Source organism: Streptomyces sp. S3(2020) (assembly GCF_013044505.1).
In the GTDB taxonomy this organism is placed as follows: domain Bacteria; phylum Actinomycetota; class Actinomycetes; order Streptomycetales; family Streptomycetaceae; genus Streptomyces.
On sequence record NZ_JABERD010000122.1, the window covers coordinates 1 to 20,532 of the forward strand.

The 20,532-nt window shown below is 71.5% G+C and carries 18 protein-coding genes and 1 riboswitch; of the genes, 6 read left to right on the top strand and 12 right to left on the bottom strand.

The annotated features are described in order from the left end of the window. From HLK59_RS31305 to HLK59_RS31315, 3 genes are all read right to left on the bottom strand, one after another. Window positions 1–532 (bottom strand): GNAT family N-acetyltransferase (locus tag HLK59_RS31305; RefSeq protein ID WP_171144930.1); only part of this gene is annotated, 532 nt, incomplete at its 3' end. Continuing rightward, window positions 532–1,581, bottom strand: coding sequence for a tRNA (adenosine(37)-N6)-threonylcarbamoyltransferase complex transferase subunit TsaD (gene tsaD / locus HLK59_RS31310; RefSeq protein ID WP_171144931.1), 1,050 nt, complete (start codon window positions 1,579–1,581; stop codon window positions 532–534). The genes tsaD and HLK59_RS31305, both read right to left, overlap by 1 nt. Before the next feature lie 94 nt (window positions 1,582–1,675). Further along, window positions 1,676–2,116, bottom strand: a complete 441-nt coding sequence (locus tag HLK59_RS31315) for a Fur family transcriptional regulator (protein WP_346779852.1) — start codon at window positions 2,114–2,116, stop codon at window positions 1,676–1,678. A gap of 290 nt (window positions 2,117–2,406) precedes the next feature. Between HLK59_RS31315 and HLK59_RS31320 the strand changes: the two genes are divergently transcribed. From HLK59_RS31320 to cobM, 3 genes are all read left to right on the top strand, one after another. Beyond that, window positions 2,407–3,054, top strand: a complete 648-nt coding sequence (locus HLK59_RS31320) for a CGNR zinc finger domain-containing protein (RefSeq protein ID WP_171144932.1) — start codon at window positions 2,407–2,409, stop codon at window positions 3,052–3,054. Window positions 3,055–3,240: 186 nt separating this feature from the next. Continuing rightward, window positions 3,241–4,491 (top strand): precorrin-6y C5,15-methyltransferase (decarboxylating) subunit CbiE, encoded by a 1,251-nt coding sequence (gene cbiE / locus HLK59_RS31325; RefSeq protein WP_171144933.1) that lies wholly within the window; start codon window positions 3,241–3,243, stop codon window positions 4,489–4,491. Further along, window positions 4,488–5,243 (top strand): precorrin-4 C(11)-methyltransferase, encoded by a 756-nt coding sequence (cobM, locus tag HLK59_RS31330; RefSeq protein WP_171144934.1) that lies wholly within the window; start codon window positions 4,488–4,490, stop codon window positions 5,241–5,243. Before cbiE ends, cobM begins: the two co-directional genes overlap by 4 nt. Before the next feature lie 157 nt (window positions 5,244–5,400). Here cobM and HLK59_RS31335 read toward each other — a convergent pair whose 3' ends face one another. The 4 genes from HLK59_RS31335 to HLK59_RS31350 form a co-directional block, all read right to left on the bottom strand. Further along, complete coding sequence (locus HLK59_RS31335) at window positions 5,401–6,228, bottom strand: ABC transporter ATP-binding protein (protein ID WP_171144935.1); 828 nt, start codon at window positions 6,226–6,228, stop codon at window positions 5,401–5,403. Next, entirely contained in the window at window positions 6,218–7,162 is a 945-nt protein-coding gene (gene cbiQ / locus HLK59_RS31340) for a cobalt ECF transporter T component CbiQ (RefSeq protein ID WP_171144936.1), read from the bottom strand. The genes HLK59_RS31335 and cbiQ overlap by 11 nt, the downstream gene beginning before the upstream one ends. After that, window positions 7,159–8,268 (bottom strand): cobalt transporter CbiM, encoded by a 1,110-nt coding sequence (gene cbiM / locus HLK59_RS31345; protein ID WP_171144937.1) that lies wholly within the window; start codon window positions 8,266–8,268, stop codon window positions 7,159–7,161. Before cbiM ends, cbiQ begins: the two co-directional genes overlap by 4 nt. Before the next feature lie 152 nt (window positions 8,269–8,420). Further along, window positions 8,421–9,563, bottom strand: a complete 1,143-nt coding sequence (locus tag HLK59_RS31350) for a cobalt-precorrin-5B (C(1))-methyltransferase (RefSeq protein WP_171144938.1) — start codon at window positions 9,561–9,563, stop codon at window positions 8,421–8,423. A gap of 18 nt (window positions 9,564–9,581) precedes the next feature. On the opposite strand from HLK59_RS31350, the gene HLK59_RS31355 reads away from it, so the two are divergent. Next, window positions 9,582–10,331 carry a cobalt-precorrin-6A reductase gene (locus HLK59_RS31355; protein WP_171144939.1) on the top strand — a complete coding sequence of 250 codons (750 nt, stop codon included), beginning with the start codon at window positions 9,582–9,584 and terminating at the stop codon, window positions 10,329–10,331. Between the two features lie 62 nt (window positions 10,332–10,393). On the opposite strand, the gene HLK59_RS31360 is transcribed toward HLK59_RS31355, so the two are convergent. From HLK59_RS31360 to cobG, 3 genes are read right to left on the bottom strand one after another with little or no spacing between them, the layout of a single operon-like run. Continuing rightward, window positions 10,394–11,896: a precorrin-2 C(20)-methyltransferase gene (locus HLK59_RS31360; RefSeq protein ID WP_171144940.1), complete on the bottom strand. Its 1,503-nt coding sequence runs from the start codon at window positions 11,894–11,896 to the stop codon at window positions 10,394–10,396. Then, window positions 11,893–12,549 (bottom strand): precorrin-8X methylmutase, encoded by a 657-nt coding sequence (locus HLK59_RS31365; protein WP_171144941.1) that lies wholly within the window; start codon window positions 12,547–12,549, stop codon window positions 11,893–11,895. The genes HLK59_RS31360 and HLK59_RS31365 overlap by 4 nt, the downstream gene beginning before the upstream one ends. Continuing rightward, on the bottom strand, window positions 12,527–13,807 hold the full coding sequence (gene cobG / locus HLK59_RS31370) for a precorrin-3B synthase (RefSeq protein ID WP_171144942.1): 1,281 nt from the start codon (window positions 13,805–13,807) through the stop codon (window positions 12,527–12,529). Before cobG ends, HLK59_RS31365 begins: the two co-directional genes overlap by 23 nt. A gap of 101 nt (window positions 13,808–13,908) precedes the next feature. After that, a riboswitch (cobalamin riboswitch) is annotated at window positions 13,909–13,986 on the top strand. A 53-nt stretch (window positions 13,987–14,039) separates the two neighbouring features. On the opposite strand from cobG, the gene cobN reads away from it, so the two are divergent. Continuing rightward, window positions 14,040–17,621, top strand: a complete 3,582-nt coding sequence (gene cobN / locus HLK59_RS31375) for a cobaltochelatase subunit CobN (RefSeq protein WP_171144943.1) — start codon at window positions 14,040–14,042, stop codon at window positions 17,619–17,621. A gap of 120 nt (window positions 17,622–17,741) precedes the next feature. Here the strand turns inward: cobN and HLK59_RS31380 are convergent, their stop codons facing one another. Further along, the gene (locus HLK59_RS31380) at window positions 17,742–18,194 is read right to left on the bottom strand and encodes a transcriptional repressor (RefSeq protein WP_171144944.1); all 453 of its coding nucleotides are present in this window, start codon (window positions 18,192–18,194) and stop codon (window positions 17,742–17,744) included. 245 nt (window positions 18,195–18,439) lie between these two features. On the opposite strand from HLK59_RS31380, the gene HLK59_RS31385 reads away from it, so the two are divergent. Then, entirely contained in the window at window positions 18,440–19,081 is a 642-nt protein-coding gene (locus HLK59_RS31385; RefSeq protein WP_171144945.1) for a superoxide dismutase, read from the top strand. Window positions 19,082–19,237: 156 nt separating this feature from the next. Here HLK59_RS31385 and HLK59_RS31390 read toward each other — a convergent pair whose 3' ends face one another. Next, the gene (locus HLK59_RS31390) at window positions 19,238–20,524 is read right to left on the bottom strand and encodes an MFS transporter (protein WP_171144946.1); all 1,287 of its coding nucleotides are present in this window, start codon (window positions 20,522–20,524) and stop codon (window positions 19,238–19,240) included. Window positions 20,525–20,532 lie beyond the last annotated feature (8 nt).

A 20,532-nucleotide genomic window follows, 5' to 3' on the forward strand; every position in this document is an offset into this window, starting at 1 on the left:
GGCGGGGACCGAGGAAGACGACGATGCCCTTGCCGTCGGGGGAGGGATGGGTGGCCTGGGTCCAGTCCTGGCGGCGGTAGAAGGACATGGCCCGGCCGGACCGGACGCTGGTCAGCAGCCAGGAGCGGCCGTCGGGGGCGTCCGCGGTGACCGCCTCCAGCAGCTCACCGGCCAGACCCGTGCCCCGAGCCGCAGGGGCGACGGCGAGTTCGTCGATCTCGCGGGCACCGCACAGCCACTCGACGGTGAGGTCCGGTCCCAGTCCGGCCGCAGCCTGTGGGTAGCAGCGGTCGGTGGGGAACGGGGCGAGCGTCGTCCACGCGGTCGCGAACCCGACGAGGTCCTCTCCCGTGAAGGCGAGCGCGGCCGTGAAACCGGGCCGCCGCACGTTCCCCGGCAGCCGTCCCGCGAACTCGACCGCCCGCTCCTCGTCCTCGTTCCAGGGCGGTGCGCAGAACGCGTCCACGTACACGGAGTGCAGGGCAGCTGTATGGGCGAGCAGGGCGTCGCCTCTGAGGATCCGTATGTCCATCAGGCCGCCACCGCTCCGGCCCCGACCGGGTGCAGGGCCGCGTACTCCAGGGGTGCCGACGGGTCGATCGACACGTCCAGGGGTGCCGGTTCGGCTCCGGCCCGTACGAGGAGGTCGCCCACGGCGGCGATCATCGCGCCGTTGTCTGTGCACAGCCTGAGCGGCGGGACGCGCAGCTCGATCCCGGCAGCCCGGCAGCGTTCCTCCGCCAGTGAGCGCACGCGTGAGTTGGCGGCGACCCCGCCGACGACGACCAGCGTGCCGACGCCGTGCTCACGGCAGGCCGCGACGGCCTTGCGGGTCAGTACGTCGGCCACGGCCTCCTGGAGGGACGCGGCCCCGTCGGCCACGGGCAGCTCCCGGCCCACGTGCCCCTCCGCCCAGCGCGCAGCCGCGGTCTTCAGGCCCGAGAAGGAGAAGTCGTACGACCCCGGGAGCGGGCGCGGGAAGGCGACAGCGCGTGGATTCCCCTCGCGCGCCGCCCGGTCGATGGCCGGACCGCCCGGATAGGGCAGCCCGAAGACCCGCGCGACCTTGTCGAAGCACTCCCCGGCGGCGTCGTCGAGGGTGTCGCCGAGGTGGAGGATCGGATCGCGGGCGAGATCCCGGACGAGGAGGAGGGAGGTGTGTCCGCCGGAGACGATCAGCACCATGCACGGGTTCGGCAGCGGGCCGTGCTCCAGGGTGTCGGCGGCGACATGACCGGCGAGGTGATGGACCCCGTGGAGCGGCACGCCGAGCGCGTAGGCGATCCCCTTCGCTCCGGCTAGCCCGACCTGGAGGGCGCCGGACAGGCCCGGCCCGGTGGTGACGGCCACCGCGCCGATGTCGGACAGCTTCAGGCCGGCCTCGTCCAGCGCCTGCCGGACCACCGGGCGCAGCGCGTGCAGGTGCGCCCTGGAGGCGATCTCGGGCACGACACCCCCGTAACGGGCGTGCTCCTCCATGCTCGACGCCACCGCATGCCCCAGCAGCCGTCCGTCGCGGACCAGCCCGGCACCGGTCTCGTCGCACGACGATTCGATGCCCAGCACGATCGGAGAACCCATGGCCCGCCTTCCTGCGACAATGACGCTATTGCGAGTAGTGTGCAATAAGAAGCCCCGGGGTGGGAAGTCGGGTTCACGCTCGCAGGAGGCACCGTCATGCACTGCAGCGGGCGCATCGGCCGTAGAGCAGGAGTGAGGTGGCGGCGCCGACGTGCAGTCCCGCGAGTTCCGCGATCCGCTCCACGGTCTCCCTCAGCTGTTCGACCGGGAGTTCACCCACTTCGCCGCACCTCTCGCAGACGGTGTGGTGGTGGGGCTCGGAGGCGACGCCGTACCGCTTGGGGCCCGGGCCGTGGACCGCGTGGGCCAGCCCGGTGTCGGTCAGGGTTTCCAGGGTCCGGTAGACGGTTGTCTGGTCGATGGGCAGGCCGAGTCGCTTCAGTTCCGCGGAGACCTCGGCGCTGGAGAGATGGCTGCCGGAAGTGGAAAGCAACTTAAGGGCGCTCAGCCGGCTTGGCGTGCAGCGCAGGCCGTGGTGTCGGAGCAGTGCTGGTAGGTCCGGTGTCGGGATCGTGGTCACGGGCCTGCCTTTCACGTGATGGGCGAGAAACCCGGGCTGGGGCGGTGTGGGCCGCGAGACGCAATCCTGCCATTAGTCTGTATCTGCACATGATGTGCAAGAGGTGGGGGATGACCGAATGCCCGGGCGCACTCCACAGGCAGGCGTCATGCGGTGGTGAAGCGGTGGCGCGCCTGCCCACGACGACGGACAGGGCTGTGTCCGGAGCCCTTCATGCTCACACGACGCCCGTCATAGGCTCGGTGGTCGGATATCGCTCACCCACCACCTTCGCTTGCCCCAGCGCGCCGGAATGAGGACCGCTCGTGGAACTGGCCGAGTACTCGGACTACGCCGTCCGCCTGGTCAACACCGAACAGTCGGCGCGAGACGCGGACCGGCTCACCTCGGTCGAGTCGGTCCGTGCCCTCTTCGGCGAAGCCTCCAGAGCGGCCCGGCGGGTGACGGACGCCGATGTGACCCGGTTCCGGTCGGTGCGGTCCAGATTGCGCGCGGTGTTCACCGCCGCGGACGCGGGCGATCACACCCTGACCGTGGACCTGCTGAACTCGCTGCTCATGGAGTTCCCGGTCAGCCCCCGGATCTCCGGCCACGACTACCTGGACGAGGAGGGGCGGCCCCGGTGGCACATGCATCTCGCCGAGCATCCGTCCAACGCCACCGCGGGGTACGCCGCCATGTCCGCGATGGGCCTCGCTTTTCATCTGACCAAGTTCGGGCCCGACCGGCTCGGAGTGTGCGAGGCCGCGCCGTGCCGCAACGCCTACGTCGACTCCTCGACCAACCGGTCCCGCCGTTACTGCTCCGAACGCTGTGCCACACGAGCCAACGTGGCCGCCTATCGGGCCCGCAAACGACGGGAGACCGAGGACGAGACCGGACCTGTCGACCTGGTGACGACGCCTGCCACTACGCCGAAGCGGTCCGCTGTGGCGCCTTCCGGCATCGGCTGAGCCGTCCTCCGCGCGGGCCGCTCGGAGAGGCTCCGGAACGGACCGGCTGCCCCGCCTCGGCGGGTGCCGCTGTCGTCGCGCCCGCCTGCCCGGGCGTGCTCACCCGCATCCGAACGTCGAGGTCGGCGCCCGGTAAAGTGCAGACCCATCGCCCTGACAACCGTTCCGAGCCCCGAGGTACGAGCAGTGACCCCCGCACGTCCCGACCCGTCCGCCGCCGTGACCGTAGTCGGGATCGGTGCCGACGGCTGGGAGGGCGTCCCGGAGACGTCCCGCGCCGCACTGCGCGAGGCCGAGGTCCTTCTCGGCGGTCCCCGTCAGTTGGACCTGCTGCCGGCGGAGTGCGCGGGGGAACGGGTCGCCTGGCCCTCACCTCTGCGTCCCGCTGTCCCCGGCCTCCTCGCCGCGCACTCGGGCCGTCGGATCGCCGTGCTGGCCAGCGGCGACCCGATGTTCTACGGCATCGGACGCGCCCTTACCGAGGTGGCAGGCGCTGTTCACGTCCTGCCGCACCCGTCGTCCGTGTCGTACGCGTCCGCCCGACTCGGCTGGCCCCTGGAGGACGTCGAGGTCGTCACCCTCGTCGGGCGCCCCACCGCCCGTCTCGCCGCCGCCCTGCACGAAGGCCGTCGGCTCCTCGTCCTCAGCGCCGACGCCTCCACCCCCGGCGAGGTGGCCGCACTCCTGCGCGACCGTGGCTTCGGACCCAGCCGGATGCGGGTGCTGGAACAGCTCGGCGGCGCGAAGGAACGTACGACCGGCCCGGCCACCGCCGACGACTGGGCCGAGGAGTCCGGCGACCCGCTCAACATCGTCGCCGTGGAGTGCCGCCGTGCCCCCGACGCTCTGCGCCTCGGCGCCGTACCGGGGTTGCCGGACGCCGCGTACGAGCACGACGGCCAGCTCACCAAGCGCCACATCCGGGCGGCCACGCTCGGCGTACTCGCCCCCGCCCCGGGGGAGTTGCTGTGGGACATCGGCGGTGGATCCGGTTCGATCGCGATCGAGTGGATGCGCACGCACCCCTCCTGCCGGGCGGTGACCGTCGAGCGTGACCCGGTGCGCGCCGAACGCATCGGCCGCAACGCCGACCGGCTCGGCGTGCCGACGCTTCAGGTCGTCACGGGCCGGGCCCCCGCTGTCCTGGCCGAACTCCCGTCACCCGACGCCGTGTTCATCGGCGGCGGACTCACCGCGCCCGGCCTCCTCGACGCCTGCTGGGAGGCGCTGCCGGCCGGCGGACGTCTCGTCGCCAACACCGTGACGCTGGAGTCGGAGGCGCTGCTCACCGACGCCTACCGGCGCTTCGGCGGTGAGCTGGTGAAGCTCGCGGTGGCGCACGCCGTGCCGGTCGGCGCCTTCACCGGGTGGCGGCAGGCGATGCCGGTCACGCAGTGGGCCGTACAGAAGAACCCTGAATCAGGAGCAGACAGATGACCGTGTACTTCATCGGCGCCGGACCCGGCGCCGCCGACCTCATCACGGTGCGCGGCGCCCGTACGCTCGCGGCCTGCCAGGTCTGCCTGTACGCCGGCAGCCTGGTCCCGCGCGAACTGCTCGCCGAATGCCCGCCGGACGCACGGCTGGTGGACACCGCCCAGCTCAACCTCGATGAGATCACCGCCGAGTTGATCCGTGCGCACGAGGAGGGGCGCGACGTGGCGCGGCTGCACTCGGGCGACCCGTCCGTGTTCAGCGCGGTCGCCGAGCAGATGCGGCGCCTCGACGCGGCCGGGGTGCCGTACGAGGTCGTACCGGGTGTGCCCGCCTTCGCGGCCGCCGCGGCCTCCCTGAAGAGGGAGCTGACCGTGCCGACTGTCGGCCAGACCGTCATCCTCACCCGCGTCGCCAACCGCGCCACCGCCATGCCGGACGGCGAGGACCTGGCCACCCTCGGCCGCAGCGGTGCCCTGATCGTGCTGCACCTCGCCGCGAAGTACGTGGACCGCGTGGTGGACGAGCTCCTCCCGCACTACGGCGCCGACTGCCCTGCGGCCGTGGTCGCTTACGCATCCCGCCCCGACGAACTGATCATCCGGGGCACCCTCGACGAGATCGCAGGGAAGGTCAAGGAGGCGGGTGTGCTGCGCACGGCCGTGATCATGGTGGGACGGACGCTGGGAGCGGAGCAGTTCCGCGACAGCCACCTGTACTCGCCCGAGCGGGAGCGGGAGCCGCACGTGTGCTGAACGCGTGGGGCCCGTGTCGGGGGCACCGGAACCGGACCGCGCCTGCCGGGAGCTGACGCCCGGCCTGCGGGACCTCTGCGGCCGGTCAGCCACTCGGACCTGGTCGCTACGCGGGCGTCAGGCCCTCCGGGTGCCCCGACCGACCGATCCGGCCGGGTCAGGCGGGCGCGTCGTGCGGGAGCGACAGGCGGCTGCGGGCGTGGATGAGGTTGACGTCCAGGAGCAGGTCGCGGCGGGCGAGCACCTCGTGCGGGGTTCCCTCGGCGACCAGGGTGTGGTCCTCGCCGAATACGACGCAGCGGTCGGCCAGCCGGTCGAGACTGTCCAGGTCGTGGGTGGCGTGCACGATGGTCTTGCCCGCCCTGCCGAGCTCCTCGATCAGCTCCATCAGCCAGACCTGGGTGCGCGGGTCGAGGGCCGCGGTCGGCTCGTCGAAGAGCAGGACCTCGGGGTTCATGGACAGCACACTGGCGATGGCGACCTTCTTCTTCTGCCCGCCGGACAGCTGGAACGGCGCCCGGTCGGCGAGATCGGCGATGCCGAGCAGCGCCATGACCTCGTCGACCCGCGCGGCCGCCTGGTCGCGGTCCAGATCGAGCTGGAGGGGGCCGAAGGCGATCTCCTCGCGGACGCTGGGGGAGAAGACCTGGGCGTCGGAGTTCTGCATGACGATGCCGAGCCGGGAGCGGAAGCCCCGGTTCATCTGCTCGTCCTCCAGGGTGTCCTCGGTGACCGGGTGTCCGAAGGCCAGGTAGCTGCCCCGGTCCGGGAAGACCAGACCGGCGAGCACCTTCAGCAGGGTGGACTTGCCGCAGCCGTTGGCGCCGAGCAGGGCGATGCGCTCGCCCTTGCGCACGGTCAGTGAGACTCCGTCCAGGGCCGGGTAGCGCTCCAGGTAGGAGTAGTGCAGGTCCTTGCAGACCAGCAGCGCGTCCGGCGAGTCGGCCGCATCGTGGCCGCAGTGGTCGTGGGGTTCAGTGGACAAGGAGACGTTCTCCCGTGACGACGAGGGCGGACACCGCGACGGCGGCCGCGAGGTAGAGGCCGTCGGCCGGGCGCAGGGTGAAGCGGTGCAGGACCTTGGCGTCGCCGGTGTAGCCCCGCGCGGTCATGGCCTGGTGCACCTCTTCCGACAGCTGGTGCGAGCGTCCGATCAGCGCCCCGGCCGAGGCGGCGAGGAAGGTGCGGGCGCTCCGGTCATGGCGGGCCGAGCCCAGGGTGCGGGCGGTGCGGGCCTGGTACATCTCGGTGACGCCGTTGAGGAGCAGGAAGATGTAGCGGTAGGCCATGCCGATGATCATGATGAACATCTTCGGCACGCCGAGGCCCCTCAGCGCGGCCAGCAACCGCACCCACGGTGTGGTCAGGGTCAGCAGCACCACCAGCGAGATGGAGACCGCGACCCGGCTGACCACCAGGGCGGCGCCGAGCAGACCCTGCCGGGTGAAGCCCTCGGGATGGCCGTTCCAGTGCCACAGCGTCCACACGACCTCTCCGTGGGTGACCACGGAGAGGGTCGCGGGCAGCACCATGATGCCGGTGAAGATGGGTACGAACAGCCAGACCCGTTTGACGAAGAACCCCAGGGGCAGGGCGGATGCCGTGGCGACGGCGAGCGTGGCGACGTAGAGGAGCAGCAGGGCCGGCACGGTGCGCAGGAGCGACGCTGCGACGAGCAGCACCACCGTGCCGACCACCTTCGCCCGGGGGTCGATCCGCTGGAGCAGGCCCGCGCGGGCGGCGGTGTCCTCGGTGAACATGACTTGTTGCAGCAACTGCGCGCCGGACGTGATGGTCTTGCGCAGATAGCTGCCTTTGGTCCGCTTCCCTATGCAGCCGCAGGGACACATGGCCAGTTCGCCCTGGAGCAGCCACTGCGGGGTGCGGAGCGGGGCGTCCTGTCCGGTGATCTGGCTCACGGGGTGCTCACCGCGGAGGATCCAGCCCCTGGCCGGTCGCCCGTTTCGTCGGCGCCGTCCGTCCCGCGACGGGACAGCCGCTGGACGGCCAGACCGATCAGGAAGATCGCGATGCCGATGGCCGCGATGCCGACGACAGCGGAGATGATGTAGCCGACCCAGGGGTGGGCGTCGTTGCTGAAGTCATAGCCGTCGAAGATCGCGTGGTGCCACCAGCCGGCGTACTTGTTCAGTCCGGTCGGCACGGCGCCCAGGTGGACCTTGGACAGGTCGAGGTCGCCTGGGGCGTCCTCGCCGAAGGCACCGCCGGGAGCCAGCAGGCCGAGCGGGGTGAGGACCACCATCAGGCCCACGGCCGCGGTGGCGACCGTGGCCGGCCGGAGCTTACGGCCTGCGGTGGCGCTCTCCTCGGCCGTCTCCGGGACGCCCGGGTGGTTCAGGCGCAGCAGCGGCAGGTTGGCGCGCTGGAGGTAGGCGACGACCCCGCCGGTGAGGATCGCCTCGGCGGCCCCCGCGACGGTGAGGTGGGCCAGGGCCATCGCCGGGATGGTCTGACTGAGGTGGTAGGGCGCATACAGCGGGGTGCCGGAGGCGTCGTGGAACAGGGACGGCTGGATCCCGAACTCGATCGCCGCGGCAAGTGCGGCCAGGTTGATGCCGACGTATCCGCCGATGGCGGCGGCAGCGACCCGGCGCCCGCTGGTCAGCTCGCTCCGCCCGGCGATCAGGCGGTACACCACGAGGGCGGTGAAAGGCAGGACGATCGCCATGTTGAAGACATTGGCGCCGTAGGAGAGGACACCGCCGTCGCCGAACAGCAGGGCCTGGAAGGCCAGCGCCACGCTGACGGCCAGTACCGCCGCCCAGGGACCGAGCACGATGGCGATCACCGCCGCGCCGACCGCGTGGGCGGTCGTCCCGTCCGGGATCGGCACGTTGAACATCATGGCCAGGAACGACACCGCCGAGAACACCGCCAGTGTCGGGACATGACGGTTGCGGACCACGCGCTTGACGCGCACGGCCGCGACGGCCAGGACCGGCACGGAGACCGCGTACCCGACCGCGCAGGTCTGGGGGCTGAGGTATCCGTCAGGTATGTGCATCGTTCCACCCGGTGTGAGGACGAGAGCGCGGTGGTCGGCTGATTCTGGCCGTTGCGCATGCCCATGGTCCTTGTTGCACAGACAATGCAACAACCAACTTTCCGCAAAGTGCGGCAGCCGCGCAACCGCGGAACACTCCCGTGCGTCCGCCGCTAGCGGACCGGGCTGCGGCCCACGACCGTGCCCGCCCGGTCGATGCAGATGACATCCACGACCACCGGCGCGCCGCGCAGCACGCTCAGCGCTTCGTCGCGTGCGGCCACCGCCACCAGATCGCCCAGTGGGACGCCGACGGCCAGGCACAGCTGGAGCGCCGCCAGGCCCGTGTTGGCGTGGACGATCTGGTCCGTGAGGGTTCCGTCGGCTCCGCCGCGCCGGGCCAGCGCGGCCAGGAAGTGCTTGTCCACCTGGGAGCGGGCGGAGTGCAGGTCAAGATGTCCGGCCGCCAGCTTCGACAGCTTGGCGAAGCCGCCGCAGATCGTCAGCCGGTCGACGGGGTGGCGGCGGACGTACTTCAGCACCGCGCCGGCGAAGTCCCCCATGTCGAGCAGGGCGTCCTCGGGCAGGCCGTACTCGGCGACGACGGTCCGCTCCGAGGTCGACCCGGTGCACCCGGCGACATGGGTCCGACCGGCAGCCCGCGCCACGTCCACGCCCCTCCTGATCGAGTCGATCCACGCCGAGCAGGAGTACGGCACGACGATGCCCGTGGTGCCGAGGACGGACAGTCCGCCGAGGATGCCGAGGCGCGGATTCCAGGTGGAGCGGGCGATCTCCTCGCCGTGGTCCACGGAGACGGTGATCTCGACATCCCCGCTGCCGCCGTGCCGCGCGGCGATGCCCGCCACGTGGTCTCGCATCATCTGCCGGGGGACCGGGTTGATGGCCGGCTCGCCGACGGGCAGCGGCAGGCCGGGACGGGTGATCGTGCCCACGCCGGGGCCTGCCCGGAACACCACTCCGGCGCCGGCCGGCAGTCGCCGGACCGTGGTCCGCACCAGTGCGCCGTGCGTGACGTCCGGGTCGTCGCCGGCGTCCTTCACGATCCCCGCCATCGCGGTCCCGCCGGTCAGCTCCTCGGCCGCGAGCGCGAACGACGGCGTCTGCCCCCGGGGCAGCGTGATGGTCACCGGGTCGGGAAAGGACCCGGTCAGCAGCGCGGTGTACGCCGCAGTCGTGGCCGCCGTCGCACAGGCACCCGTGGTCCAGCCGGGTCGCAGGCCGGTGTGCTTGAGTTGGGCGCCGCGCCCGCCCCGTGGCTCGCCGCTGACCGACGACCGATTCTCACTGCTCATGAACGGACCCGGACCTCCATGCACGTACTGATACTCGGCGGAACCACGGAGGCCCGCCGCCTGGCTGAATTGCTGTACGCCACCCCCGGCCTCGACCTGACCAGCTCCCTCGCCGGACGAGTGGCCGGCCCCCGGCTGCCCCCGGGCGGTGTGCGCGTCGGCGGCTTCGGCGGGGCCGAGGGACTGACCGCCTGGCTGCGCGAGCACGCGGTCGACGCGCTCGTCGACGCCACCCACCCGTTCGCCGGAAGCATGAGCTTCCACGCGGCGTGGGCCGCAACCACCGCCCAGGTTCCCCTGCTCGCCCTGCGCCGACCTGGCTGGGCCCCCGTCCCGGGCGACCAGTGGTACCAGGCGGACTCGTTGGAGGCGGCGGCGGAACTGCTGCCCTTGTACGGCCGGCGGGCGTTTCTGACCACCGGGCGGACGGGCCTGGCCGCCTTCGCACACCTGGACGAGATGTGGTTCCTGGTCCGGTCTGTCGACGCACCCGAGCCTCCGTACCCGTCCCGCATGGAGGTGCTGCTCGACCGCGGCCCCTTCCCCCTCGACGGGGAGCGCGAGCTGCTGCGCCGCCACCGCATCGACGTCCTCGTCACGAAGGACAGCGGGGGAGGGGCCACCGCACCGAAGCTGACGGCCGCCCGCGAGGCCGGGGTACCAGTGGTCGTGGTCCGGAGACCACCGGTACCCGAGGGCGTCGCGGCCGTGTCCGGCCCCGAGGAGGCGGCCCACTGGATCAGGAAGCGACTCGGCCGCGCCGACTGAGACGCGGTGGCGTTCCGGCCGTCCCGGCGGGGCGTGCGGTAGACCCTCGGACGCCCTGTACGTCACGCCTCTGGATACCGGCGCGGTGTCCAGACGACTTCCTCGCCGTCCCCGCGCCGTACGACCCGCGTCTGTGACGAGCCGACCAGCATGATCGTGCGCATATCGACCTCTGCGGGGTCCAGTTCGGCCAGCCGTACGATCCGCACCCGCTCCCCGGAGCCACCGACGTCCCGTGCGACCACGACCGGCGTCTGCGGCGCCCGGTGCTCCAGGAGCAGGTCGCGGGCCTTGCCCACCTGCCAGGTGCGGCTGCGGGAACCCGGGTTGTACAGGGCGAGCACCAGGTCGGCCGAGGCCGCCGCGCGCAGTCGTTCGGCGACGACCTCCCAGGGTTTGAGCCGGTCGGAGAGGGAGATCGTGGCGTAGTCGTGGCCGAGCGGGGCGCCCGCGCGGGCGGCGGCCGCGTTGGCTGCGGTCACGCCCGGCAGCACCCGCACCGGGATGTCCGCGTACTCCTTCTCCGAGGCGACCTCCAGGACGGCCGTGGCCATCGCGAAGATCCCGGGATCGCCACCGGAGACGACGGCCACCCGCCGCCCCCGCCGGGCGAGTTGGAGCGCGAACTCGGCCCGCTCGGACTCCACCCGGTTGTCCGAGCCGTGCCGCAGCTGACCGGGACGCACCGGCACCCGGTCCAGGTAGGTGGTGTAGCCGACCAGGTCGTCGGCGGCGGCCAGCGCACCCCGCGTCTCGGGTGTCAGCCACAACGGCCCGGCGGGACCGGTCCCGACCACGACGACCTCGCCCAGCTCCCGTACGACAGGCTCGGCGTCGACCTTGCTCGGCAGGACGGCCACCGAGAAGTACGGCACCGACTCCGGCTCCACGTCGGCCAGTTGAGCCAGCCGTTCGCCGGTCATCGTGGCTCGCTCGACATAGCGGGCCTCACCCAGCCGTCCCGAACTCTCCAGCGCGCTGCGGACCTTGGTGAAGGTGCGGCCCAGCTTCATCACCACGGCCGCGTCGGTGGCGGCGAGCCGGGCGGTCAGTTCTTCCTCGGTCAGGGTGCCCGGCAGGATCGTCAGCACCTCCTCGCCCTCCGCGAGCGGGGTGCCCAGGCGGGCCGCGGCGGCCGACACGGAGGTGACTCCGGGGATCACCTCGGTGTCGTAGCGGTCGGCGAGCCGCTTGTGCATGTGCATGTAGGAGCCGTAGAAGAGCGGGTCGCCCTCCGCGAGGACGGCGACCGTGCGGCCCGCGTCGAGGTGAGCGGCGAGCCGGGCCGACGCGGCGGTGTAGAACTCCTCCATCGCACCCTTGTAGCCGCCGGGATGGTCGGTGGTCTCGGTGGTGACGGGGTAGACCATCGGCTCCTCGATGTGGTCCTCGCGGAGGTGCTTCGCCGCGATCGAACGGGCGATGGAACGGCCGTGCCGGGCGCTGTGGTAGGCGATCACGTCCGCCTCGGCGATCACCTCGACGGCCCGCACGGTCATGAGGGACGGGTCGCCGGGGCCCAGCCCGACGCCGTACAGCCGACCCTTGGAAGTCTGCCCGCTCATTCTTCCTCGCTCGCGATCGCGTTGAGCGCGGCGGCGGCGATGGCACTGCCACCGCGACGGCCACGGACGACCAAGTACTCGAGTCCGGAGGAGTGTTCGGCGAGCGCGTCCTTCGACTCTGCGGCGCCCACGAAGCCGACGGGGACGCCGATGACTGCGGCCGGTCGGGGCGCGCCCTCGTCGATCATCTCCAGGAGGCGGAACAGGGCGGTGGGCGCGTTCCCGACGGCCACCACCGCACCTTCCAGCCGGTCCCGCCACAGCTCAAGGGCGGCGGCGCTGCGCGTGGTGCCCATCTTCGCGGCCAGTTCGGGGACGGCCGGGTCGGAGAGTGTGCAGAGCACGTCGTTGTCGGCGGGCAGCCGCTTGCGGGTCACTCCGCTGGCCACCATCTGCACGTCGGTGAAGATCGGCGCGCCGGCACGCAGGGCCTCGCGCGCGCGGGCCACCACGGCGGGCGTGTACGACAGATCCCGTACGAGGTCGACCATCCCGCAGGCGTGGATCATCCGGACCGCGACCTGGCTGACGTCGGCGGGCAGACCCGAGAGGTCCGCCTCCGTGCGGATGGTGGCAAAGGACTGGCGGTAGATCGCCGCGCCGTCCTTCTCGTACTCGAACACCGTGCTCCTACTGGTCATGAGAGTGGTCATGCGTGCGGGCCGCCGTCACAGCGGCGGCAAGCGACGAGGGATTGTGGTTCGTGTTCCGGGTGAAGCCGTCGTGTATGACGGAGACCTGGTAGCCGCCGTCCTTGGCGACGACGTCCACGTGATCGCCGCGCGGACGGCCGCAGCGGCGCTCGCAGCCGGACCAGTACACCGGAAGCCCGTCGGCCCTGGTGAGTGAGGCGGCCGCGTCCGTACGGACGTCCGCGTGCGACTTGGCGCAGCCGGGCCGCCCGATGCAGGCTCCGACACCGACCCATGGGGAAGTCGGGTCTGTGATCAGTCCCACGGCTGTGAGATGTGGGAGACGTGACACCGGAACCGTGGGAAGGATCACGCCCCGCCAGGGGGTCAGGCGCAGTTCGTGTACGGCGGATGCGGTGAGCTCGGACCACTGGGCGGCGGTGAGGCGGCCCAGTGGGGCGAGGACGGACAGGCTCGTCGTGCCGTCCGGAGCGGTGACGGGTCCGTACGGTGGTTCGGCGGTCACGCGCCAGGCCGGTCTGGCCGTCGGCTCCGCTGCCGGTAGTCGCCGTACGGTCTCGGAGAGCAGAACGCCTGTCTGTCCGGCGAGTTCGGACATCCGCCACGCGCGGCCGTCGGTGGTCTCCAGGAAGACCTCCGCCACCAGGACCGCTGCCCTGGGCGCTTCCTCGAATCTCACGGCCGCCACGGCATCGGACGCTCCGACGCGCAGCCACGCACCACCACCGGGCGCGGCCCGCAGCGTCACGTCGGCGCCGAGCCCGGCGACATCCCCGCGCCCGTCGTCGAGCGCGAACAGGAACCGCCCGGACAGCCGGGCCGCCGCCTCGCTCGCGCACAGCAGCTCGTCCAGGGCCCGCAGCCACGGCCGTACGTCGGCGAAGCCTTGTCCGTCGAGCCCGGACAGAGGTGAGGCCACGATGTTGCGCACCCGCTCGTGCCGCCAGGAGGGCAGCAGACCGACCGACTCCAGGCGATCGGCGAGGTCGGCGCCGCAGCCGGGCTCCAGCCCGCGGAGCTGGACGTTGCCCCGGGAGGTGAGGTGGAGTTCGCCGTCCCCGAGATCTCGTGCCGCACGACCGAGTACCTCGGCCTGATCCGCCCGCAGCACACCCCCTGGAATCCGGATCCGGGCGAGCGCGCCGTCGTCCGCCGCGTGCAGTCGCAGTGCGCCCGGGCAGGCGTCATCGCGGTCCCGTGAGACCACTGTGGCCTGGGGCGACGGAGAGCAGGACGGCGTGGACACGGCGGCGAGCATACCTATCGTCTCGCGATGTGTATGCCCCCACCCCTTGTGGCGGCCCTTACTATGCTCCTCGGTGGATCATCCGGTCCGCCGACGCCACGACGGCGACAGGGGAGGAAGCCGGTGCGAGTCCGGCGCGGTCCCGCCACTGTGAGCCCGCCCCTCCCGAGGGCCGTGCGAGTCAGGAACTCCCGCCGTCCGACACCGCCCGGGGCGCGGACACCCCGAGGAAGGCCGACGCCGCATGATCCTGCTCCTGTCGACGTCCGACACCGACCTGCTGAGCGCCCGCGCGGCGCGCGGCCCGGTCGCGTACCGCTTCGCCAACCCGTCCCGGCTCCCGCTCGACGACCTGCCCGCGCTCCTCGACGGCGTCCAGCTGGTCGTCGTACGCCTCCTCGGTGGCCTGCGCGCCTGGGAAGACGGCCTCGACCTGCTGCTCTCCGTCGGCCGTCCGGTCGTCGTCCTCACCGGTGAACAGGCCCCGGACGCCCAGCTGATGGCGGCCTCCACGGTCCCCGTCGGCATCGCCGCCGAGGCGCACGCCTACCTCGCCCACGGCGGTCCCGCCAACCTGGAGCAGCTCGCCCGCTTCCTGTCCGACACGGTTCTGCTGACCGGTCACGGCTTCGACGCACCGGCGCCCGCGCCGAGTTGGGGCCCGCTGGAGCGCGAGTTGCGGGCTTCGGCCGGCCCGACGGTCGCCGTGCTCTACTACCGGGCTCACCACATGAGCGGCAACACGGCGTTCGTGGGCGCTCTGTGTGACGCGATCGAGGAGGCGGGCGGCCGGGCGCTCCCGCTGTACGTCGCGTCGCTGCGGACCCCCGAGCCCGAGCTGATCTCTGCGCTCGGTGTTGCCGACGCCATCGTCACCACCGTCCTCGCGGCGGGCGGTACCAAGCCCGCCGAGGCGTCCGCCGGTGGTGACGACGAGTCCTGGGACGCGGGCGCGCTGACCGGCCTTGACGTGCCGATCCTCCAGGCCCTGTGCCTGACCGGCTCCCGTTCTGCCTGGGAGGAGAGCGACGAGGGCGTCTCCCCACTGGACGCGGCCAGCCAGATCGCCGTCCCGGAGTTCGATGGCCGTCTGATCACGGTGCCGTTCTCCTTCAAGGAGATCGACGAAGACGGGCTGCCCGCCTACGTCGCCGACCCCGAGCGGGCGGCTCGCGTGGCCGGGATCGCCGTACGCCACGCACGCTTGAGGCACATTCCGGCCGCCGACAAGCGGGTGGCCCTGGTCCTGTCGGCGTACCCGACCAAGCACTCCCGGATCGGCAACGCGGTGGGCCTGGACACGCCCGCCAGCGCGGTCGCCCTGCTGCGCAGGCTGCGCGCGGAGGGCTATGTCTTCGGGGATGTTCCCGGCATGGAGTCCGGCGACGGCGACGAGCTGATCCGCGCGCTCATCGAGGCCGGCGGGCATGACCAGGACTGGCTCACCGAGGAGCAGCTGTCCCGCAACCCGGTACGCATCCCGGCGGCGGACTACCGGCGGTGGTTCGCCACGCTCCCGGAGGAGTTGCGCACGGCCGTCGAGGAGCACTGGGGCCCGGCGCCCGGCGAGATGTTCGTCGACCGCAGCCGCAACAAGGAAGGCGACATCGTCCTCGCGGCCCTCCGCTTCGGGAACCTGCTGATCCTCATCCAGCCCCCGCGCGGCTTCGGCGAGAACCCGATCGCGATCTACCACGACCCCGATCTCCCGCCCTCCCACCACTACTTGGCCGCCTACCGCTGGATCCAGGCCGACCCTGCGGACGGTGGCTTCGGCGCCGACGCGATGATCCACCTCGGCAAGCACGGCAACCTGGAGTGGCTGCCCGGCAAGAACGCCGGACTGTCAGCCGCCTGCGGCCCCGACGCGGCCCTCGGCGACCTGCCCCTGATCTACCCGTTCCTGGTCAACGACCCCGGCGAGGGCACCCAGGCCAAGCGCCGCGTGCACGCCACCCTCGTCGACCACCTCGTGCCGCCGATGGCCCGCGCCGATTCCTACGGCGACATCGCGCGACTGGAGCAACTTCTCGACGAGTACGCCCAGATCGCCTCGATGGACCCGGCGAAGCTCCCGGCCATCCGCGCCCAGATCTGGACCCTCATCCAGGCCGCCAAGCTCGACCACGACCTGGGCCTCGACGACCGCCCGGAGGACGACGGCTTCGACGACTTCCTCCTCCACGTCGACGGCTGGCTCTGCGAGGTCAAGGACGCCCAGATCCGCGACGGCCTGCACGTGCTGGGCAACCCGCCCGCCGGCGCCGACCGCGTCAACCTCGTCCTCGCCATCCTCCGCGCCCGCCAGATCTGGGGCGGCACAGCGGCCTTGCCCGGCCTGCGTGAGGCCCTCGGTCTGGACGAGTCCGCCGCGACCCGTACGACGGCCGACGCGGCGGAGGAACAGGCCCGCGCCCTGGTGCAGTCGATGGAGGACGCTGACTGGGACCCAGCCGCCGTACCCACCGAGCACGGCGAACAGGTCGCCGCCGTCCTGGAGTTCGCCGCCCGCGAGGTCGTCCCGCGCCTCGCCGCGACCACGGCTGAACTCGACCACACCGTGCACGCGCTGGCCGGTGGCTTCGTGCCCGCGGGCCCCTCCGGCTCCCCGCTCCGCGGCCTGGTCAACGTCCTGCCGACCGGCCGCAACTTCTACTCCGTCGACCCCAAGGCCGTCCCCTCCCGCCTCGCCTGGGAGACCGGACAGGCACTCGCCGACTCCCTGTTGGAGCGTTACCGCACGGACAACGGCGAGTGGCCGACCTCCGTGGGTCTGTCGCTGTGGGGCACGAGCGCGATGCGCACGGCTGGCGACGACGTGGCCGAGGCCCTTGCCCTGCTCGGTGTCCGACCGGTCTGGGACGACGCCTCCCGCCGAGTGACGGGCCTGGAACCCATCCCATATGAGGAGTTGGGCCGCCCGCGCATCGATGTGACCCTGCGCATCTCGGGCTTCTTCCGCGACGCCTTCCCGCACACGATCGGGCTGTTGGACGACGCCGTACGCCTGGCTGCCTCCTTGGATGAACCGGCCTCGGTGAACCACGTACGGGCCCATGTCCAGTCCGAGTTGGCGGACCACGGCGACGAACGCCGGGCCACCACCCGTATCTTCGGCTCCCGCCCCGGCACGTACGGCGCCGGACTGCTCCAACTCATCGACTCCCGCGACTGGCGAACCGACGCCGACCTCGCCGAGGTCTACACGGTCTGGGGCGGCTACGCCTACGGCCGCGAACTCGACGGCCGCCCGGCCCGCGAGGAGATGGAGACGTCGTACAAGCGCATCGCGGTCGCCGCCAAGAACACCGACACCCGCGAGCACGACATCGCCGACTCCGACGACTACTTCCAGTACCACGGCGGCATGGTCGCCACCGTCCGCGCCCTGCGTGGCACCGCGCCAGAGGCGTACATCGGCGACTCCACCCGCCCCGAGACGGTCCGCACCCGCACCCTCGTTGAGGAGACCTCCCGCGTCTTCCGCGCCCGGGTCGTCAACCCCAAGTGGATCGAGGCGATGCGCCGCCACGGCTACAAGGGCGCCTTCGAACTCGCCGCCACCGTGGACTACTTGTTCGGCTACGACGCCACCACCGGCGTGATCGCCGACTGGATGTACGACAAGCTCACCGAGACGTACGTCCTGGACCCCGTCAACCGCGAGTTCCTCCAGCAGGCCAACCCCTGGGCCCTGCACGGCATCGCCGAGCGTCTCCTTGAGGCGGAGTCGCGCGGGATGTGGGAGAAGCCGGACGCGGCCGTACTGGAGGAGCTGCGGCGTATCTACCTGGAGACGGAAGGGAACCTCGAAGGCGACGGATGACGGAATCAGCCGCTATTGCGAGTTGTTCGCAATAGCCTCTACATTGCAGTAAGCCTGGTGTGGGGCCTCGTCCCGCCTGACAGCGTCCGTTCCATGACGGCGCCCCGCACCCGGCCTCGCTCAGTCGCCGCAGTCGGCGCACCAGCCGTAGACGAGCAGTGATCCCGAGGAGTCGGGCCGTAGCCCCGTCAGCTCCTCGATCCTCCCCACCGCCTCCGTGAGGTGCAGGCTCGCGAGACCCTCCACGTGGCCGCACTTCCGGCACACGGTGTGGTGGTGCGGCTCACCCGTGAGGCCGTAGCGCGCCGGTCCGGGCCCGTGCACGGCGTGCACCAGTCCGGCGGCGGTCAGGGTCTCCAGGGTGCGGTAGACCGTGGCGGGATGGATGACGCTTTCGGATCGCGCGAGTTCGGCCCAGGCTTCCGCGATGGACAGATGGCGTCCGGAGTCCGCCAGCAGCATCAGTACCCGCAGCCGCGCCGGAGTGCACCGCAGCCCGAGCCGCCTCAGCCGAACCCGCGGTTCGTCCGGTGCCGCCGTACGGTCGTGTTCCGTCTGCGGGGCCACGCTCACGCTGCCGCCTCTCCCGAGCCGGGGCCTGCGCGAACGGACGGTCAGGGCACGGCTCATCGACTGCCGAATGACACCAGACTGCCGCACAAAGGTTATTGCGATCCTCTTGCAACAGCAAAAGGGGCCCCATGAGTCCGCCGCGACCGGCCTCCGGTCCTAGGACCAATGCCCGAGCGGCCAGTAGGATGCGTTGCTGCTAGCGTGCAACTGCACATGAGTGGCAATAGTGTCGGAGGACATTGGACATGGCGGTTTACACGCTCCCGGAGCTTCCCTACGACTACGCAGCGCTCGAACCGGTCATCAATCCGCAGATCGTCGAGCTGCACCACGACAAGCACCACGCCGCGTATGTCAAGGGCGCGAACGATACGCTGGAGCAGCTGGCGGAGGCCCGGGACAAGGAGCAGTGGGGCTCGATCAACGGCCTGGAGAAGAACCTGGCCTTTCACCTTTCCGGGCACATCCTGCACTCGATCTACTGGCACAACATGACCGGTGACGGCGGTGGCGAGCCGCTGGCCGCCGACGGCGTGGGTGACCTGGCGGACGCGATCGCCGAGTCCTTCGGGTCTTACGCGGGCTTCAAGGCGCAGCTGACCAAGGCCGCCGCGACTACCCAGGGTTCGGGCTGGGGCGTCCTTGCCTACGAGCCGCTCTCCGGTCACCTGATCGTCGAGCAGGTCTACGACCACCAGGGCAATGTGGGCCAGGGCTCGACCCCGATCCTGGTCTTCGATGCCTGGGAGCACGCCTTCTACCTCCAGTACAAGAACCAGAAGGTCGACTTCATCGACGCCATGTGGGCCGTCGTCAACTGGCAGGACGTGGCCAAGCGCTACGCCGCCGCCAAGGAGCGCGGCGACAGCCTGCTGCTCCGCCCGTGACGCCGTAGCCGCGTCGCCACAGACGTCCTGCTCGTGATCGTCTTCTCAACCTTCACTTGCAGGCGGTAGGAAGAAGGGCTCCCGCGAGGACGTGACTCGCGGGAGCCCTTCTGTCGTTCCTGGTGTCCCTGTACGGGTGTCTCCCGGAGCTTGGATTCACCCGCTCTGTGGCTGCGTGCTCGTCGCGACCCCGCGCGGCAGCAGGCTCACCGCGAGCACGGGCAGGGCCGCGAGAAGGGCCCACGGCACGGCTGCCGGCAGTCCCGTGTCGAGCAGGAGCCCGGTGGCAGAGCTGCCGAAGAGGACGATCACACCGGAGACGGAGGAGAGCGCGCCCATGTAGAGGCCGATGCGCCCCTCCGCGGCGAGGTCGGGCACCCAGGCGCGGGCGGCGGGCACGATCAGCATCTGGCCGAGGGTGAGCAGTACGACGTACCCGCAGGCCGGCAGCAGGCCCGTGAGGCCGGTCCAGCCCGCTGGGCGTGCCGCCGCCACGACGGCGAATCCGGCGGCGACCAGCAGGAGCCCGGCTGCCATGCAGCGGCGCAGGTCGAGGCGGTCCGCGGCCCATCGGGAGACCGGGAGCTGTGCGAACACCACGAGCAGGGACGACAGGGCGAACAGCCAGGACAGCGGTGCCTGGGAGCCGGCCGCCCGTTCCACCTCGTCGGGCAGCGCGAGGTAGAGCTGGTTGTAGGCGAGGAGGTAACTGCCGTAGGCGCAGCACAGGGCCAGGAAACGACGGTTGCGCAGCAGTTCGCGCAGACCGCCCCGCTCCCGTGTCCGTACCCTGCCGGGGATGTGCTGGGGCATCAGCCACAGGTGTCCGGCGAGGACGAGGACGAAGACACCGGCTCCGGCGAGACAGGCCGTGCGGAAGTCCACGGCGAGCAGCAGTCCGCCGAGCAGGGGGCCGACGAAGGCGCCGGCCTGCCCCGCGGCGGAGAACAGGGCCAGCACCCGGGTGCGGGAGCCGTGGCCGTCCGCTTCCCACACCACCGCCTGCCGGGCCGCCTCCGACTCCACGGCCGGGGAGAAGAGCGCTGCGGCGAACCCGATCAGGAGCACCGAGCCGATCACGGTCCAGGTCGCGTGCGCGAACCCCAGCCAGGCGAACCCGGCGATCCGCAGTCCGCAGCCCACCAGGACGACGGGCCGTACCCCGTACCGGTCGACGAGCCAGCCGCCGACCACGAAGAGTCCCTGCTGGCTGAATGTCCGCAGCCCCAGGACGAAGCCGACCAGCCAGCCCGCCATGCCGATCGCCGTGCCGAGGTGCTCGGCGAGGAACGGGAGCACGGCGAAGAAGCCGATGTTGAAGGCGAGCTGGGTCAGGACCAGCAGCCGTAGCAGCGGAGAGAGTTGCCGCCAGACGCGTTCGCGCGGGGGCTTGGGGGCGGCGGTGGGGGACTTGTCCGGGAGCCGCGAGAAGAGGCCGGTCATCGAGAGGA